This window comes from Pseudacidovorax sp. NFM-22 (assembly GCF_021401245.1).
GTDB lineage: Bacteria > Pseudomonadota > Gammaproteobacteria > Burkholderiales > Burkholderiaceae_C > Xenophilus.
Genome location: NZ_JACBFY010000010.1, coordinates 167,529 through 182,056, shown reverse-complemented (window position 1 = coordinate 182,056; position 14,528 = coordinate 167,529). Strand labels below are relative to the sequence as shown.

The following is a 14,528-nucleotide window of genomic DNA, read 5'->3' as shown; positions in this document are numbered from 1 at the left end:
TGACCGGCGCGATCGAGCTGCCGAAGGACAAGGAAATGGTGATGCCTGGCGACAACGTGTCGATCACGGTCAAGCTGATCGCTCCGATCGCCATGGAAGAAGGCCTGCGCTTCGCCATCCGCGAAGGCGGCCGTACCGTCGGCGCCGGCGTCGTGGCCAAGATCATCGAGTAAGGATCGGGACCCATCATGGCTACCAACAAGCAGAAGATCCGCATCCGCCTCAAGGCCTTCGATTACAAGCTGATCGACCAATCGGCTGCCGAGATCGTCGACACCGCCAAGCGCACCGGCGCCATCGTCAAGGGCCCGGTGCCCCTGCCGACGCGCTTCAAGCGTTTCGACATCCTGCGTTCGCCGCACGTCAACAAGTCGAGCCGTGACCAGTTCGAGATCCGCACGCACCAGCGCCTGATGGACATCGTCGATCCCACGGACAAGACGGTGGACGCGCTGATGAAGCTCGACCTGCCGGCCGGCGTGGACGTCGAGATCAAGCTGCAGTAAGTTTTTCGGCAGCTTCGTGAAAAGAGCCCGCGTGCCTTCAGGCCGCGGGCTTTTGCGTTCTTTGGGTTGACGCCAGCGGCCTCTAAGCTTCTCGCCCTTTGCTGTCAGGGAGAGAAGTCAAATGACTCGTCGATGGTGGTCGGGCCCAGCGTTGCTGGCCTGTGCGGTATTGCTGGCCTCGTGCGGAGGTGGAGGCGGTGGCGGAGGGGGTGGCGCTGTGCTGCCCGTCACGGGTGGAGGCGGAGGGTCGTCAGGCACCGCGGCCCCGGCGACGGCAACCCTTTCCGGGCGCATTACCTTCGACTCGGTGCCCAGTTTCAATGGCGCGTTGAACTATGCAGCCACCGTGGCCAAGCCTGTTCGGGGTGCGCCGCTCGACGTCGTGGATGCCACGGGCACTGTCAAGGCGTCGACCGTGACCGATGCCGACGGGCGCTACTCGGTCGCGATTCCGGCCGCGACGTCGCTCGCGGTGCGCGTCATGGCCCGGCTGCAGCACAGTGGGACCGATGGCAGTTGGGATGTCGCGGTTCGGGACAATACCCAATCTGGCGGCCTTTACGGCATGCAAAGCGGATACTTCGCGGCCACCGGTAGCGCCCAGGCAAAAGACCTTCACGCCCCCTCGGGTTGGGCCGGCTCGTCGTATGGAAGCGAGCGGGTGGCGGCGCCCTTCGCGCTGCTCGATGCAATCTACACGGCGCAAGCCAAGATCCTCGGCGTTGCGCCGGGTGCATCGTTTCCCATCCTGAATGTCTATTGGAGCCCCAGCAACAGGCCTGCATCGGGCTCCGTGACCCTCGGGCAGATCGGCACCTCGCATTTCAGCGACTACACCGCCAGTGGCGGGACGCGCGCCATCTTCGTCCTGGGCAGCGAGAACGTGGACACGGACGAGTACGACAGCTCGGTGGTCGTCCATGAGTGGGGGCATTACTACCAATCGGCCTTCTCCAGGGACGACTCTCCTGGCGGTACGCACAGCTTTGGTGACCTTCTCGATCGGCGGCTCGCCTTTTCGGAAGGGTGGGGCAACGCCTGGTCCGGCATCGCGCTGGACCGCAGTACCTATTCGGATTCGGCGGGGCAGCGGCAAGCGCAGGGTTTTGCCTTTGCCCTGGATGCCGGGGCGGCCAGTTCGCCCGGCTGGTTCAACGAAATGTCCGTGCAGTCCATTCTTTGGAAGTTGCATGCCGCGGTCGGTCTTGCGCCGATTCACCAAGCCATGACGCAGGGATTGAAAAGCACGACGGCGGTGACGTCGGTCCATGCGTTCGCGACCGCGTTCTATGCGGGGGCCACGCCCGGTCAGACCGCGTCGCTGAACGGCCTGCTTGCCGCGCAGGGTGTGGTCCCGCCAGTGGATGCCTTTGGCGCCAACGAAACCAATGATGGTGGATTGGGCGCCTTTGCTTTGCCCCTGTACACCGCCGTCGGTTTGGCGACGCCTCAGCAGGCATGCGTCACCAACCGGGCCGACCCCGGGGCGGATGGCAACAAGCTCGGCAGCTATGCCTTCCTCGTTCTTCCAGTGGCACAGGCGCGCAGCTACACGATCAGCATCCAGGGGCCGGCGGCTTCGGACCCCGACTTCGTCGTCTACCAGCGCGGAAAAGTGGGAGAGGCCGTCAACGCGAATTCCGGTACGGAGTCGGGGACGGTCGGTCTGGCCGCCGGCCAGGCTGTGCTGGCCATCAATGATTACAACAACGCTTCCTCAAACACCTGTTTCACGGTGACGATCAACTGAAAGGGAAGAGCATGCACAACACATTCAAGGCCTGCGGCTGTGCGGCCACCCTTCTCGCTCTTGCGTTGGGCGTCCACGCCGGCGGGACCTCCGCGCCGACGGTATCTGGGAATCGGTTGGTCACGGCCCCCGTCAAGATGAACGGCTCTGGCGTGATCTTGCAGTACAGCGTGGCTGCGGCATCTCAAGTAGGCGAGACGGTTCCGCTTCTGCTCGTGTTCTCCGGTGTGGGCAGCCAAGGGGCGATCGTGAAGCTGCAGCCCGAGCCCGGGTTGACACTGGATTTGCCGTCTCCCGAGTGGTCACTGCCCGCCGGGCGTTCCTCTTGGACCGTTCACGTGACGCCTCAGGCCACTGGGACGGCCTATCTCAACGTATTCATCACCCAGGGTGGAGCCGCCACGGCAGCCTCGATTCCCATCCAGATTGGCACCCCGTCGAAGAGTCTGCCCCCGTCCAGTCTGCTCAAGGAGGCCCCGGGCGGCGAGAAGATGATCTTGATGCCGGTGAAGTAGCGCCCTGCTGTCCGTGGATGGACCGCATTGCGCGACATCTTGCTTCGTGCTACAGTGCGCAGTTCGCTCCGTGCCGGTTCCTAAGGGTGCCGGGCGGCGTGAACATTCATCAACCCTTCTCTCGTATCCGCCTGCATTTCGCGGGCGTTCAACGTTGTCGCCAATTGCAGTGGCAGCGGCGGGAGTTTTGGAGAAAAACCATGAGTCAAAGCAACTCCCTCGGGTTGCTGGGCCGCAAGGTGGGCATGATGCGCCTCTTCACGGACGACGGCGATGCAGTGCCCGTCACCGTGGTGGACGTGTCCAACAACCGCGTGACCCAGGTCAAGACCCAAGAGAACGACGGCTACGTCGCTCTGCAGGTGACGTTCGGTGCCCGTCGTGCCTCGCGCGTGACGAAGCCCCAAGCCGGCCATCTGGCCAAGGCTGGCGTCGAAGCCGGTGAAATCATCCGCGAATTCCGCGTGACGGCCGAAGCTGCTGCGCAGCACCAGGCCGGTGGCGTGATTGCCGCCAACGCCGTGTTCGCAGCAGGCCAGAAGGTCGATGTGCAAGGCACCTCGATCGGCAAGGGCTTCGCCGGCACCATCAAGCGCCACAACTTCGCGTCGCAGCGTGCGTCGCACGGTAACAGCCGCTCCCACAACGTCCCGGGCTCCATCTCGATGGCCCAGGATCCGGGTCGCGTGTTCCCGGGCAAGAAGATGACCGGCCACATGGGCGACGAGACCGTCACCACCCAGAACCTGGACATCGTGCGCATCGACGAAGCCCGTCAGCTGCTGCTGATCAAGGGTGCCATCCCCGGTGCCAAGGGCGGCTTCGTGACCGTGCGTCCCGCCGTCAAGGCCAAGCCCCAGGCAGAAGGAGCGAAGTAATGGAACTCGAACTCCTGAATGAGCAGGGCCAGGCTGCGTCGAAGTACGACGCGCCCGAGACCGTGTTCGGTCGTGCCTACAACGAAGATCTGATCCATCAGATCGTCGTCGCCTACCAGGCCAACGCGCGTCAGGGCACCCGCGCCCAGAAGGACCGCGAGCAGGTCAAGCACTCCACCAAGAAGCCGTTCAAGCAAAAGGGCACGGGCCGCGCCCGCGCCGGTATGACCTCGTCGCCGCTGTGGCGTGGGGGCGGCCGGATCTTCCCGAACCTGCCTGACGAAAACTTCTCGCAGAAGATCAACAAGAAGATGTACCGCGCCGGCATGGCGTCCATCTTCTCGCAGCTGGCCCGCGAAGGCCGCCTGGCCGTGGTCGAGTCCCTCAAGGTCGACTCGCCCAAGACCAAGCAGCTGGCTGCCAAGTTCAAGGCGATGAACCTCGAGTCCGTGCTCGTGATCGCCGAAGAAGTCGACGAGAACCTGTACCTCGCCTCGCGCAACCTGGCCAACGTGCTGGTGGTCGAGCCGCGCTACGCCGATCCCGTGTCGCTCGTGCACTACAAGAAGGTGCTGGTGACCAAGGCGGCCGTCGACAAGCTCAAGGAGATGTTCGCATGAGCCGCATGAATCCCACCCCCGCGGAGCGCGAGTTCGACGAAGGCCGCCTGATGGCTGTGCTGGTCGCACCGATCGTCTCCGAGAAGGCCACGATGGTCGGCGAGAAGTCGAACGCCATCACCTTCAAGGTTCTCCAGGACGCCACCAAGCCCGAGATCAAGGCCGCTGTCGAGCTGATGTTCAAGGTCGAGGTCAAGGGCGTGTCTGTCGCCAACATCAAGGGCAAGACCAAGCGCTTCGGCCGCTCGGTGGGCCGCCGCGACAACGTTCGCAAGGCCTACGTGACGCTCAAGCCCGGTCAGGAGCTCAACCTGGTTTCGGAGGCTGCGTAATCATGGCCGTCATCAAGCTCAAGCCGACTTCCCCGGGCCAACGCGGCGCGGTCAAGATCTCGCGCGACCACCTGCACAAGGGTGAAGGCTACGCCCCCCTGCTGGAGCCTCAGTTCCAGAAGGCCGGCCGCAACAACAACGGCCACATCACCACCCGTCACAAGGGCGGTGGCCATCGTCACCACTACCGTGTGGTCGACTTCAAGCGCAACAAGGACGGCATTCCGGCCAAGGTCGAACGCGTCGAGTACGACCCGAACCGCTCCGCCCACATCGCGCTGGTGTGCTACGCCGACGGCGAGCGCCGCTACATCATCGCCCCGCGCGGTGTGGAAGCCGGTGCAACCCTGGTGAGCGGCTCGGAAGCCCCGATCCGCGCCGGCAACACCCTGCCGATCCGCAACATCCCCGTCGGTTCGACGATCCACTGCATCGAGCTGCAGCCGGGCAAGGGTGCGCAGATCGCACGTTCCGCTGGTGCTTCGGCCACGCTGCTGGCCCGCGAAGGCATTTACGCCCAGGTGCGTATGCGTTCGGGCGAAGTGCGCCGGATCCACATCGAGTGCCGCGCCACCATCGGTGAAGTGGCCAACGAAGAACACAGCCTGCGCCAGTACGGCAAGGCTGGTGCGACCCGCCATCGTGGTATTCGCCCGACCGTCCGCGGTGTGGTGATGAACCCGGTCGACCACCCGCACGGTGGTGGTGAAGGCAAGACCGGCGAAGGCCGCCATCCGGTCGACCCGTGGGGCAACCTCACCAAGGGTTACCGTACCCGCAACAACAAGCGCACGCAGGTCTTCATCGTGTCGCGTCGCAAGAAGTAAGGGGCAGCCATGACTCGCTCTCTCAAAAAAGGTCCCTTCGTCGACCACCACCTGATCGCCAAGGTCGAGAAGGCCATCGCGACCAAGGACAAGAAGCCGATCAAGACCTGGTCGCGCCGCTCGATGGTGCTGCCCGAGTTCATCGGCCTGACCATTGCCGTGCACAACGGCAAGCAGCATGTGCCCGTCTACGTGACCGACCAGATGGTCGGCCACAAGCTGGGCGAGTTCGCACTGACCCGTACGTTCAAGGGTCACCCGGCGGACAAGAAAGCCAAGAAGTAAGGAGCAGAGAACATGTCTGAAACACGTGCAGTTCTCCGCGGCGTGCGCCTGTCTGTGGACAAGGGCCGTCTCGTTGCCGACCTGATCCGCGGCAAGAAGGTCGATCAAGCGCTGAACATTCTGGAATTCACCCAGAAGAAGGCCGCCGTGATCGTCAAGAAGGTGCTCGAGTCGGCCATCGCCAACGCCGAGCACAACGACGGAGCCGACATCGACGAGCTCCGCGTCAAGACGATCTACGTCGAGCAGGGCGCCACGCTCAAGCGCTTCACCGCGCGCGCCAAGGGCCGCGGCAACCGCATCAGCAAGCCCACGTGCCATGTGTACGTGACCGTCGGCAACTAAGGTCTGGAAGAAACATGGGACAGAAAATCCACCCGACCGGCTTCCGCCTTGCGGTCAGCCGCAACTGGGCCAGCCGCTGGTACGCCAACAACCGCGACTTCGCGGGCATGCTGGCCGAGGACATCAAGGTTCGCGAGTACCTGAAGAAGAAGCTCAAGAACGCGTCCGTTTCGCGCGTGCTGATCGAGCGCCCCGCCAAGAACGCCCGCATCACCATCTTCTCGGCACGTCCGGGCGTGGTGATCGGCAAGAAGGGCGAGGACATCGAGAACCTGAAGCGCGACCTGGGCAAGCAGCTGGGCGTGCCGGTGGCCGTGAACATCGAGGAAGTGCGCAAGCCTGAAGTCGATGCCCAGCTGATCGCCGACAGCATCACGCAGCAGCTCGAGAAGCGCATCATGTTCCGTCGCGCCATGAAGCGCGCGATGCAGAACGCCATGCGTCTGGGCGCCCAGGGCATCAAGATCATGTCCGCCGGCCGCCTGAACGGCATCGAAATCGCCCGTACCGAGTGGTACCGCGAAGGCCGTGTGCCGCTGCACACCCTGCGCGCCGACATCGACTACGGCACCTCCGAAGCCAAGACCACCTACGGTGTGATCGGCGTGAAGGTCTGGGTCTACAAGGGCGACACCCTGGGCCGCAACGACGCGCCTTCGCTGGACAGCACGCCGCGCCCCGAGGGCGAAGAGCGCCGCGGTCCGCGTGGTCCGCGTCGTGACGGCCGCCCGGGCGGCAACGACCGCCGCGGTGGCCCGCGTGCCGGTGCCCGTGGTCCGATCGGTGGCAACACCGCCCCGGCCGACGGCAGCGACAAGCCCGCCGAAGCCGTGGACCCCAACAAGCCCGCCGTTAAGCGCGTCCGCAAAGCCGCGCCCGCTGCAGCAGCGGACGGCGCCAAGGCCGAATAAACCCGGCCCTGAGAAAGACGGAGAAATCTAATGCTGCAACCTGCACGCAGAAAGTTCCGCAAGGAACAAAAGGGCCGCAACACCGGCGTCGCCACCCGGGGCAACTCGGTGGCTTTCGGTGACTTCGGCCTGAAGTCTGTCGATCGCGGCCGCCTGACGGCGCGCCAGATCGAAGCCGCTCGCCGTGCCATCTCGCGCCATGTGAAGCGCGGTGGCCGTATCTGGATCCGCGTGTTCCCCGACAAGCCGATCTCGACCAAGCCCGCTGAAGTCCGGATGGGTAACGGCAAGGGCAACCCCGAGTACTACGTGGCCGAGATCCAGCCGGGCAAGGTCATCTACGAGATCGTCGGCGTGCCCGAAGAACTCGCTCGTGAAGCGTTCCGCCTGGCTGCAGCCAAGCTGCCGCTGCGCACGACCTTCGTTGCTCGCCAGCTTGGCGCCTGATAGGAGAACTCTCATGGCAACCAAGAAGAATGCAGCCAAGGTGTCCAAGGCCGCTACCCTGCGCGAGAAGGACGTCGCCGGCCTCCAGGCCGAAGTCAAGGATCTGCAGAAGGCCCATTTCGGTCTGCGCATGCAGAAGGCCACGCAACAGCTCGCCAACGTGGCCAGCCTGCGCGTGACCCGCCGCGACATCGCCCGTGCCAAGACCATCCTGGCGCAGAAGCAGGCTGCCTCCAGCCTCAACTCCGCCAAGTAAGGACTGTGAACATGACGGAAGCCAAGCAATCCCTCAAGCGCACCCTGGTCGGCAAGGTCGTCAGCGACAAGCGCGAAAAGACCGTCACGGTGCTCGTCGAGCGCCGCGTCAAGCACCCGATCTACAACAAGATCATGATCAAGTCGAGCAAGTACCACGCGCACGACGAAGACGGCCAGTTCCATCTGGGCGACGTGATCGAGATCACCGAGTCGCGTCCGATCTCCAAGTCCAAGAACTGGATCGCCACGCGTCTGGTCGAGAAGGCCGCCGCGGTCTGATCCCCACCACCCTCGCGGTGCAAGCAAAACGGCCCACAATGTGGGCCGTTTTTGTTTTTCATCAATCCCCAGAGGAGCTTCCATGATCAAGGTTGGCGACACGATTCCTGCGGTCACGCTGTACGAGTATTCGGAGGTCGAGGGCGAGGGCTGCAGCATCGGCCCCAACCCCGTCGATGTGGCCAAGGCCAGCGCCGGCAAGACCATCGCGCTCTTCGCGCTGCCCGGGGCCTTCACGCCCACCTGCTCGGCCAAGCACGTGCCGGGCTATGTGGAAGGCGCCGATGCCTTCAAGGCGGCGGGCGTGGACGAGATCTGGTGCCTGAGCGTGAACGACGCCTTCGTGATGGGCGCCTGGGCGCGCGACCAGAAGACCAACGGCAAGGTGCGCATGCTGGCCGACGGCAGTGCCGACTTCGCCAAAGCCACGGGCCTGACGCTGGACCTCGCCGCACGCGGCATGGGCCTGCGCAGCAATCGTTATTCGATGCTGGTCAAGGACGGCAAGGTGGCGTCGCTCAACGTCGAGGGTCCCGGCAAGTTCGAGGTGAGCGACGCGGGTACGCTGCTGGCCCAGGCCAAGGGCTGATCGCCTCGCCGCCTCGCGCGGCATCAGAGGGCCGGACGACTCGTCCGGCCCTCTTTTTTTGGGAGCGGGCATCGCGGCCTCCAGGCCTTGAGGCGTCTGAACCAGACGGACGGTGCGGGCACAGACGGGCGCCGCTGTGCCGCGCCGTCGACCCTGGGTTCAGAGATCGGCCTTGAGGTAATGCGCCCCGGCGATGGGGTTGTGGTAGTAGGGCGGGATGTCCTGGAAGCCGAGGTCCATGTAGAGCGCCCGCGCCGATTCCATGTCATCCAGCGTGTCCAGCAGCACGCAGGAATAGCCCGCCTGGCGTGCCGCGTCCAGCGTGGCCTCCGCCAACTGCCGGCCCAGCCCCAGGCCACGATAGGCAGGACGCACGTACAGCCGCTTCATCTCCGCGGCGTTGGGATAGTCCGCCGTGTCCAGCGGACGCAAGGCGCAGCATCCCGCCAGCTGGGCGTCCTCGCCGGCGGCCTCAGGGTTCCCGCCGACCCATGCCAGGAGCAACGCGCCGCGTGGCGCGGCATAGTCGCCCGGCAGCGCGGCCAGCTCCTCGTCGAACCCTTGGAAGCACAGGTCGATCGTCAGCGACGCGGCGTATTCCCGAAGCAGTTCCGTGGCCGCGGCAAGCTGCACGTCGTCGCGAGGCTCGCTCAAGTGGATGGTGCGCATGCCGGCTTCGTCCATGCTGCATCAACCTTGCAGCGTTGACACCCAGGCGGCCACCGCTGCGCAAAGGGAGAACAACACGAGTCCCAGGGTGCGCCGTGGCAGGTCGTCGCGGCTTTGCGGCACGGCCGTCGCGGCCTGTATGGTCCGGTCGCCCGTCACCATCGCGGGCACCAGGCGTTCGCGCTTGACGACGGCATGGAACGCCACGGCCAGCACATGCAGCACGACCAAGGCGATGACCAGCCACTGCCCGGCGTCCTTGTGCCAATCGGTGGCCCAGCTGGACCAGGCTCCAGGCACAACCGCAGCGAGCGGGCCGGTGAAGCTGATGGCGTCATCGGCCATGAGGCCGGTGGCCACCTGCAGAAGCAGCACCGACAGCATGCCCAGCACCGACAGTGCACCGAGCGGGTTATGGCCCAGCTGCGAATGGCCGTCTGCCCTGCCTCGCAGGTAGGCCATCACCGTGCCCGGTCCCCGCAGGAAGCTGCCGAAGCGGGACCAGTAGCCACCGGCGAAGCCCCACACGAGCCGGAAGAGCAGCAGCGCCAGCGTCGTGTAGCCCAGCCGGAAGTGCCACTCCATCGCACCGGTCTTGGCCGTGACCACCAGCCCGATCACGCAGCCGGCCAGGGCCCAGTGAAACAGTCGCGTGGGCAGGTCCCAGACACGCACGCGCGCGGTCGGGACGGAGGATGCAGCGTTGGATGCCATGGGACGAGGGAAGCGGCGGCGGGGGCCGCACGAGCCAAAAATGCCCCGCAGATTAACAAAAGCAGTACGAATGCCCGATAGGCCGCCGGCTCGCCCGACCCTGCCCGGGCGTCGGAAGGGCCGGCCCTAAACTCGCGCGGGCGTCCCCGTCGGTGTGGCGGGTCCACTTTCTACAAGGAATCCCTCGATGTTCCGTTCCCTCGTTTCTGCCGCCGCGGTGGCGATCATTGCCACGAATGCCGTGGCCCAGCCGACCTTCGCGACGCCGCAGGACGCCATCAAGTACCGCCAGGCCACGCTGAAGGAAATGCAGCAGAACTTCAAACGCGTCGCCGACATGGCCAGCGGCCGGGCCGACTTCGATGCCAAGGTGGCCGAGGCCAGCGCGGCCCGCGCCGCCGAGCTGATCAAGCAGCCCTGGGCAGGCTTCGGTCCCGGCACCGAAGGCGGCAAGGCCAGCCCCGCCATCTGGAAGGAGCAGGACAAGTTCAAGGCCGCCGCCGGCAAGGCCGAAGGCGAAGTGGCCAAGCTGGCCGCCGCTGCCAAGACGGGCAATCTGGACGCGATCAAGGCCGCCATCGGCCCGGCAGGCGCCTCGTGCAAGGCCTGCCACGATTCCTTCCGCGAGTGAGCGCGGCGGCCCGGCCTGGGCCCGTCCCGCCGTCTGCCGCCCTCGTGTGACGCGACTTCGTGCAGGCAGCAAAAAGACGTCCCGCGGGACGCCTTTTTCTTTGAGTGCGGGCGCTGGTTCAGGCCTGCGCCAGCAGCTTCTCGATCAGCTGATGCAGCTCGGCGAAGTCGGGCTCGCCCACATAGCGCTTGACGATCTCGCCGCGCTTGTTGACCAGGTAGGTGGTGGGCGTGAGCTTGACGTCGCCCCAGGCCTGCGCGATGGCGCCGGTGTTGTCGATGGCGACCTTGAAGGGCAGGTTGCGCGTCTGCGCAAAGTTCACCACGTAGCTCGGCGGGTCGTAGTCCATGGCGACGGCGACGGTGTCGTAGCCCTGGCCCTTGTACTTCTCGTAGGTGGCGATCACGCGCGGCATCTCGGCCACGCAGGTGGTGCAGCTCGTGGCCCAGAAGTTGACCAGCGTCACCTTGCCCTTGAAATCGGCCGTCGACTTGGTGGAGCCGTCCAGCAGCACGAACTTGGAGCTGGGCGCCGGGCTGGTGCCGGCCTGGAGGTAGACCGTGGTGCCCACCGCCGCCACGGCCGCCAGCGCGAGCGCATACAGTGCTTTTTTCATGGTCAGGCTGCTCCTCGCATCGACAAGGCCCGGGAGCGGGTCACGGACCGCGCGCGGGAATGGACAGGGAGAGCGGTTTTCATGGAGGCATCCTTCGATGAGGCGTCGGAATTCTAGTTCCGTGTACATGGCTGTGCTGGCATTGCTGGCCGCCTGCAATCCGGTGTTCAACTGGCGTGACGTGCCGGTGGGCGACGGCCTGCTGGTGCTGCTGCCCTGCAAGCCCGACCGTGCCCAGCGCGAGGTCGACCTGGCGGGCCAGGCGGTGAGTCTGGACATGGCCGGTTGCACCGCGGGCGACGCCACCTTCGCCGTGGCGCGCATGGAGGGCGGCAACTCGCCCGCCGAGGCCCGGCGCCGCCTGGAGGCCTGGCGCATGGCTGCCCGCGCGCCGTGGCGCGCACGCGGCCAGGTGCAGGAGTCGCCGGCGCGCGTGCCACGCGCGGCCGAGATGCCGCCGGCCATCGACCTCGTCGCCGAGGGGGAGACCGGCGCTGCCGGCCCGCAGCAGGCCCGCATGCGCTGGTTCGCCCAGGTGGATGCCGTCGGCCGCTACACGCTCTATCAGGCCACCGTGCTCGGCCATCCTCCGGACGCGCAGGCGCTGGAGACCTTCTGGGAAGGCCTGCGCCTGCGCTGACGCTCCGTCCTTTCCGTGCCAGGGCCGCCGTGCAACCGCCATGCCAGTGCACCGGGCCCTCGGCCCATAATCGATGCCCTCGCCGCCTGCCGCCTGCATGAACAGCATCCTCATCGTCGCCCACGCGCCCCTGGCTCACGCCTTGCGCCAGTGCGCCCTGCATGTCTTCCCCGATTGCGAAGGCGCACTGGCCGCGCTCGACGTCCAACCCAATGTGTCGCCCGAGGAGTCGCTGGGCGCGGCACGCATCCTGCTGGAGCAGCAGTTCCATCGTGGGGGTTCGCGCTCGCAGGTGCTGGTGCTGGCCGACGTGTTCGGCGCCACGCCCTGCAACGTGGCGCAGCAGCTGGTGGATGGCGTGCGCTCGCGGCTGGTGGCGGGGGTGAACCTGCCCATGCTGCTGCGGGCCGTGACCTATCGCCACGAGCCGCTCGACGCGCAGGTGCAGCGGGCCATCGCTGGCGGCACGGCCGGCGTCATGCAGGTGGCCGTGGCCGCCCCCCTCAATCAGGTGAGACGTAAATACAGTGATCAAGACATCCGTGACCATCAGCAATAAGCTGGGCCTTCATGCGCGCGCCTCCGCCAAGCTCACCAAGCTGGCGGGCAGCTTTCCCTGCGAGGTGTGGATTGCGCGCGGCGAGCGCCGTGTCAATGCCAAGAGCATCATGGGCGTGATGATGCTGGCCGCGGGGCTGGGGGCCACGGTGGAGCTGGAGACGGAGGGGGCGCAGGAGCAGGAGGCGATGAACGCCATCGTCGCCCTGATGAACGACAAGTTCGGCGAGGGCGAATGAACGTGAGGCCCCCAGGCTTATCACGCCGCTGCGCGGCGTGTAACGCCACCCCCCGAGGGGGCTGGCCGCACTTGGGGCGGCCCGGCGTGCGGCCATGACGATCTCCATCCACGGTCTCAACGTCGCCCGGGGCATCGCCATCGGGCGGGCGGTGCTGGTGGTGTCGAGCCGGCTGGACGTGGCGCACTACTTCATCCAGCCGCAGGAGGTGGCGTCCGAGATCGACCGCGTGCGCGCCGCGCGCGACGCGGTGGCCGAAGAGCTGGAGCGCCTGCGCGCCAGCGTCTCGCAGATGAAGCGTGACGAGGCGCCGCACGAACTGGCGGGCCTGCTCGAAGTGCACCTCATGCTGCTGCAGGACGAAGCCCTCTCCGACGGCGTGCGCCACTGGATCGTCGACCGGCTCTACAACGCCGAATGGGCGCTGACCAGCCAGCTCGAGGTGGTGGCGCGCCAGTTCGACGAGATGGAGGACGAGTACCTGCGCGAGCGCAAGGCCGACCTCGAGCAGGTGGTCGAGCGCATCCTGCGCCAGATGAAGGGCACGGCCGCCGTGCTGGCGCCACCGCCCCCGCCGCCGCGCAAGACGCCGATCGCCGGCGACGACGAGGCCGACGGCTTCGACGCCCCCCTGGTGCTCATCGCGCACGACCTGTCGCCCGCCGACATGGTGCAGTTCAAGAAGAGCGTGTTCGCCGGCTTCGTCACCGACGTGGGCGGCCGCACCTCGCACACGGCCATCGTGGCGCGCAGCATGGACATCCCGGCCGTGGTGGGCGCGCGCGTGGCCAGCCAACTGGTGCGCCAGGACGACTGGGTCATCATCGACGGCGACGCCGGCGTGGTGATCGTCGACCCCTCGCCCATCATCCTGGCCGAGTACGGCTTCAAGCAGCGCCAGGGCGAGCTGGAGCGCGAGCGCCTGTGGCGCCTGCGTCACCGCCCGGCCGTCACGCTCGACGGCGAGCGTGTCGAACTGCTGGCCAACATCGAAATGCCCGAAGACGCCGCCGCCGCCGTCAAGGCCGGCGCGCAGGGCGTGGGCCTCTTCCGCAGCGAGTTCCTCTTCATGGGCCGCGAGGCGCGCCACCTCACCCGCCTGCCGGACGAGGAAGAGCAGTACGAGGCCTACCGCCGCGCGGTCGAGGGCATGCAGGGCATGCCGGTCACCATCCGCACCGTCGACATCGGCGCCGACAAGCCGCTGGACGGCAAGTCGGCGCGGCAGGAATACCTCAATCCGGCGCTGGGCCTGCGTGCCATCCGCTGGAGCCTGTCGGAGCCGGCGATGTTCCTGGCGCAGCTGCGCGCCATCCTGCGTGCCGCGGCCCACGGACCAGTGAACCTGCTGATTCCCATGCTGGCCCATGCCAGCGAGATCCGGCAGACGCTCGTCTTCATCGACAAGGCCCGCGCCGAGTTGAAGGCCCGCGGCGACGAGGCCGGCCCGGTGCGCCTGGGCGCCATGATCGAGGTGCCGGCCGCCGCGCTGTCGCTGTCGATCTTCCTCAAGCACTTCGACTTCCTGTCCATCGGCACCAACGACCTGATCCAGTACACGCTGGCCATCGACCGGGCCGACGAAAGCGTGGCGCATCTGTACGACGCGAGCCATCCGGCCGTGCTGCGGCTGGTGGCGCAGACCATTGCCGAGGCGCGCCGCCTGGGCAAGGGCGTGAGCGTGTGCGGCGAGATGGCGGGCGACGTGCAGTTCACCCGGCTGCTGCTGGGCCTGGGACTGCGCAGCTTCTCGATGCATCCCTCGCAGATCCTGACCGTCAAGCAGGAGGTGCTGCGCGCCGACGCCGGCAAGCTCGCCGACTGGGCACGCCAGGTGGTCGACAGCGACGATCCGGCCGAACTGCTGGGCCGCTGAAGAAAAGAAACGAAACACGGCGCGACGGCCGTGAAAAGACCGG

Annotated in this window: 23 protein-coding genes; 20 read left to right on the top strand and 3 right to left on the bottom strand. The window is 66.4% G+C overall.

The window, feature by feature from the left end:
• From L0984_RS27525 to L0984_RS27455, 15 genes are all read left to right on the top strand, one after another.
• On the top strand, positions 1–173 hold a 173-nt coding region (locus tag L0984_RS27525; RefSeq protein WP_234197590.1), incomplete at its 5' end, for an elongation factor Tu.
• Positions 174–188: 15 nt separating this feature from the next.
• The gene (rpsJ, locus tag L0984_RS27520) at positions 189–506 is read left to right on the top strand and encodes a 30S ribosomal protein S10 (protein WP_017759508.1); all 318 of its coding nucleotides are present in this window, start codon (positions 189–191) and stop codon (positions 504–506) included.
• A 328-nt stretch (positions 507–834) separates the two neighbouring features.
• Complete coding sequence (locus L0984_RS27515; protein WP_234197583.1) at positions 835–2,256, top strand: hypothetical protein; 1,422 nt, start codon at positions 835–837, stop codon at positions 2,254–2,256.
• Positions 2,257–2,267: 11 nt separating this feature from the next.
• Positions 2,268–2,771 carry a hypothetical protein gene (locus tag L0984_RS27510; RefSeq protein ID WP_234197582.1) on the top strand — a complete coding sequence of 168 codons (504 nt, stop codon included), beginning with the start codon at positions 2,268–2,270 and terminating at the stop codon, positions 2,769–2,771.
• Between the two features lie 200 nt (positions 2,772–2,971).
• Positions 2,972–3,649 (top strand): 50S ribosomal protein L3, encoded by a 678-nt coding sequence (rplC, locus tag L0984_RS27505; protein WP_043118345.1) that lies wholly within the window; start codon positions 2,972–2,974, stop codon positions 3,647–3,649.
• Positions 3,649–4,269 (top strand): 50S ribosomal protein L4, encoded by a 621-nt coding sequence (rplD, locus tag L0984_RS27500; protein WP_017759512.1) that lies wholly within the window; start codon positions 3,649–3,651, stop codon positions 4,267–4,269. The genes rplC and rplD overlap by 1 nt, the downstream gene beginning before the upstream one ends.
• Positions 4,270–4,274: 5 nt before the next feature.
• The gene (rplW, locus tag L0984_RS27495; protein ID WP_193758146.1) at positions 4,275–4,601 is read left to right on the top strand and encodes a 50S ribosomal protein L23; all 327 of its coding nucleotides are present in this window, start codon (positions 4,275–4,277) and stop codon (positions 4,599–4,601) included.
• 2 nt (positions 4,602–4,603) lie between these two features.
• Complete coding sequence (rplB, locus tag L0984_RS27490; RefSeq protein WP_058643272.1) at positions 4,604–5,428, top strand: 50S ribosomal protein L2; 825 nt, start codon at positions 4,604–4,606, stop codon at positions 5,426–5,428.
• Between the two features lie 9 nt (positions 5,429–5,437).
• Positions 5,438–5,713 (top strand): 30S ribosomal protein S19, encoded by a 276-nt coding sequence (rpsS, locus tag L0984_RS27485; RefSeq protein WP_017758381.1) that lies wholly within the window; start codon positions 5,438–5,440, stop codon positions 5,711–5,713.
• 12 nt (positions 5,714–5,725) lie between these two features.
• The gene (rplV, locus tag L0984_RS27480) at positions 5,726–6,058 is read left to right on the top strand and encodes a 50S ribosomal protein L22 (RefSeq protein ID WP_017758382.1); all 333 of its coding nucleotides are present in this window, start codon (positions 5,726–5,728) and stop codon (positions 6,056–6,058) included.
• 14 nt (positions 6,059–6,072) lie between these two features.
• Positions 6,073–6,969, top strand: coding sequence for a 30S ribosomal protein S3 (gene rpsC / locus L0984_RS27475; RefSeq protein ID WP_017758383.1), 897 nt, complete (start codon positions 6,073–6,075; stop codon positions 6,967–6,969).
• Between the two features lie 30 nt (positions 6,970–6,999).
• Entirely contained in the window at positions 7,000–7,416 is a 417-nt protein-coding gene (gene rplP / locus L0984_RS27470) for a 50S ribosomal protein L16 (RefSeq protein ID WP_017758384.1), read from the top strand.
• Positions 7,417–7,456: 40 nt separating this feature from the next.
• Complete coding sequence (rpmC, locus tag L0984_RS27465) at positions 7,457–7,672, top strand: 50S ribosomal protein L29 (RefSeq protein WP_234197589.1); 216 nt, start codon at positions 7,457–7,459, stop codon at positions 7,670–7,672.
• 11 nt (positions 7,673–7,683) lie between these two features.
• Positions 7,684–7,953 (top strand): 30S ribosomal protein S17, encoded by a 270-nt coding sequence (rpsQ, locus tag L0984_RS27460; RefSeq protein WP_017758386.1) that lies wholly within the window; start codon positions 7,684–7,686, stop codon positions 7,951–7,953.
• A gap of 82 nt (positions 7,954–8,035) precedes the next feature.
• Entirely contained in the window at positions 8,036–8,542 is a 507-nt protein-coding gene (locus tag L0984_RS27455) for a peroxiredoxin (RefSeq protein ID WP_234197580.1), read from the top strand.
• Positions 8,543–8,701: 159 nt separating this feature from the next.
• On the opposite strand, the gene L0984_RS27450 is transcribed toward L0984_RS27455, so the two are convergent.
• Complete coding sequence (locus L0984_RS27450) at positions 8,702–9,226, bottom strand: GNAT family N-acetyltransferase (protein ID WP_370646211.1); 525 nt, start codon at positions 9,224–9,226, stop codon at positions 8,702–8,704.
• Positions 9,227–9,232: 6 nt separating this feature from the next.
• Positions 9,233–9,925, bottom strand: coding sequence for a cytochrome b/b6 domain-containing protein (locus L0984_RS27445; RefSeq protein WP_234197579.1), 693 nt, complete (start codon positions 9,923–9,925; stop codon positions 9,233–9,235).
• A gap of 187 nt (positions 9,926–10,112) precedes the next feature.
• Between L0984_RS27445 and L0984_RS27440 the strand changes: the two genes are divergently transcribed.
• Positions 10,113–10,556 carry a c-type cytochrome gene (locus tag L0984_RS27440; protein ID WP_234197578.1) on the top strand — a complete coding sequence of 148 codons (444 nt, stop codon included), beginning with the start codon at positions 10,113–10,115 and terminating at the stop codon, positions 10,554–10,556.
• A gap of 118 nt (positions 10,557–10,674) precedes the next feature.
• Here the strand turns inward: L0984_RS27440 and L0984_RS27435 are convergent, their stop codons facing one another.
• Complete coding sequence (locus L0984_RS27435; protein WP_234197577.1) at positions 10,675–11,172, bottom strand: TlpA family protein disulfide reductase; 498 nt, start codon at positions 11,170–11,172, stop codon at positions 10,675–10,677.
• A gap of 127 nt (positions 11,173–11,299) precedes the next feature.
• Here L0984_RS27435 and L0984_RS27430 point away from each other — a divergent pair, with 127 nt between their 5' ends.
• From L0984_RS27430 to ptsP, 4 genes are all read left to right on the top strand, one after another.
• Entirely contained in the window at positions 11,300–11,812 is a 513-nt protein-coding gene (locus L0984_RS27430; protein ID WP_234197576.1) for a hypothetical protein, read from the top strand.
• 97 nt (positions 11,813–11,909) lie between these two features.
• Positions 11,910–12,371, top strand: a complete 462-nt coding sequence (locus L0984_RS27425) for a PTS sugar transporter subunit IIA (RefSeq protein ID WP_234197575.1) — start codon at positions 11,910–11,912, stop codon at positions 12,369–12,371.
• On the top strand, positions 12,340–12,609 hold the full coding sequence (locus L0984_RS27420; RefSeq protein ID WP_234197574.1) for an HPr family phosphocarrier protein: 270 nt from the start codon (positions 12,340–12,342) through the stop codon (positions 12,607–12,609). The genes L0984_RS27425 and L0984_RS27420 overlap by 32 nt, the downstream gene beginning before the upstream one ends.
• A 94-nt stretch (positions 12,610–12,703) precedes the next feature.
• A complete protein-coding gene (ptsP, locus tag L0984_RS27415; RefSeq protein WP_234197573.1) occupies positions 12,704–14,485 on the top strand; it encodes a phosphoenolpyruvate--protein phosphotransferase in 1,782 nt (593 codons plus the stop codon).
• The last annotated feature ends 43 nt before the right edge of the window (positions 14,486–14,528 follow it).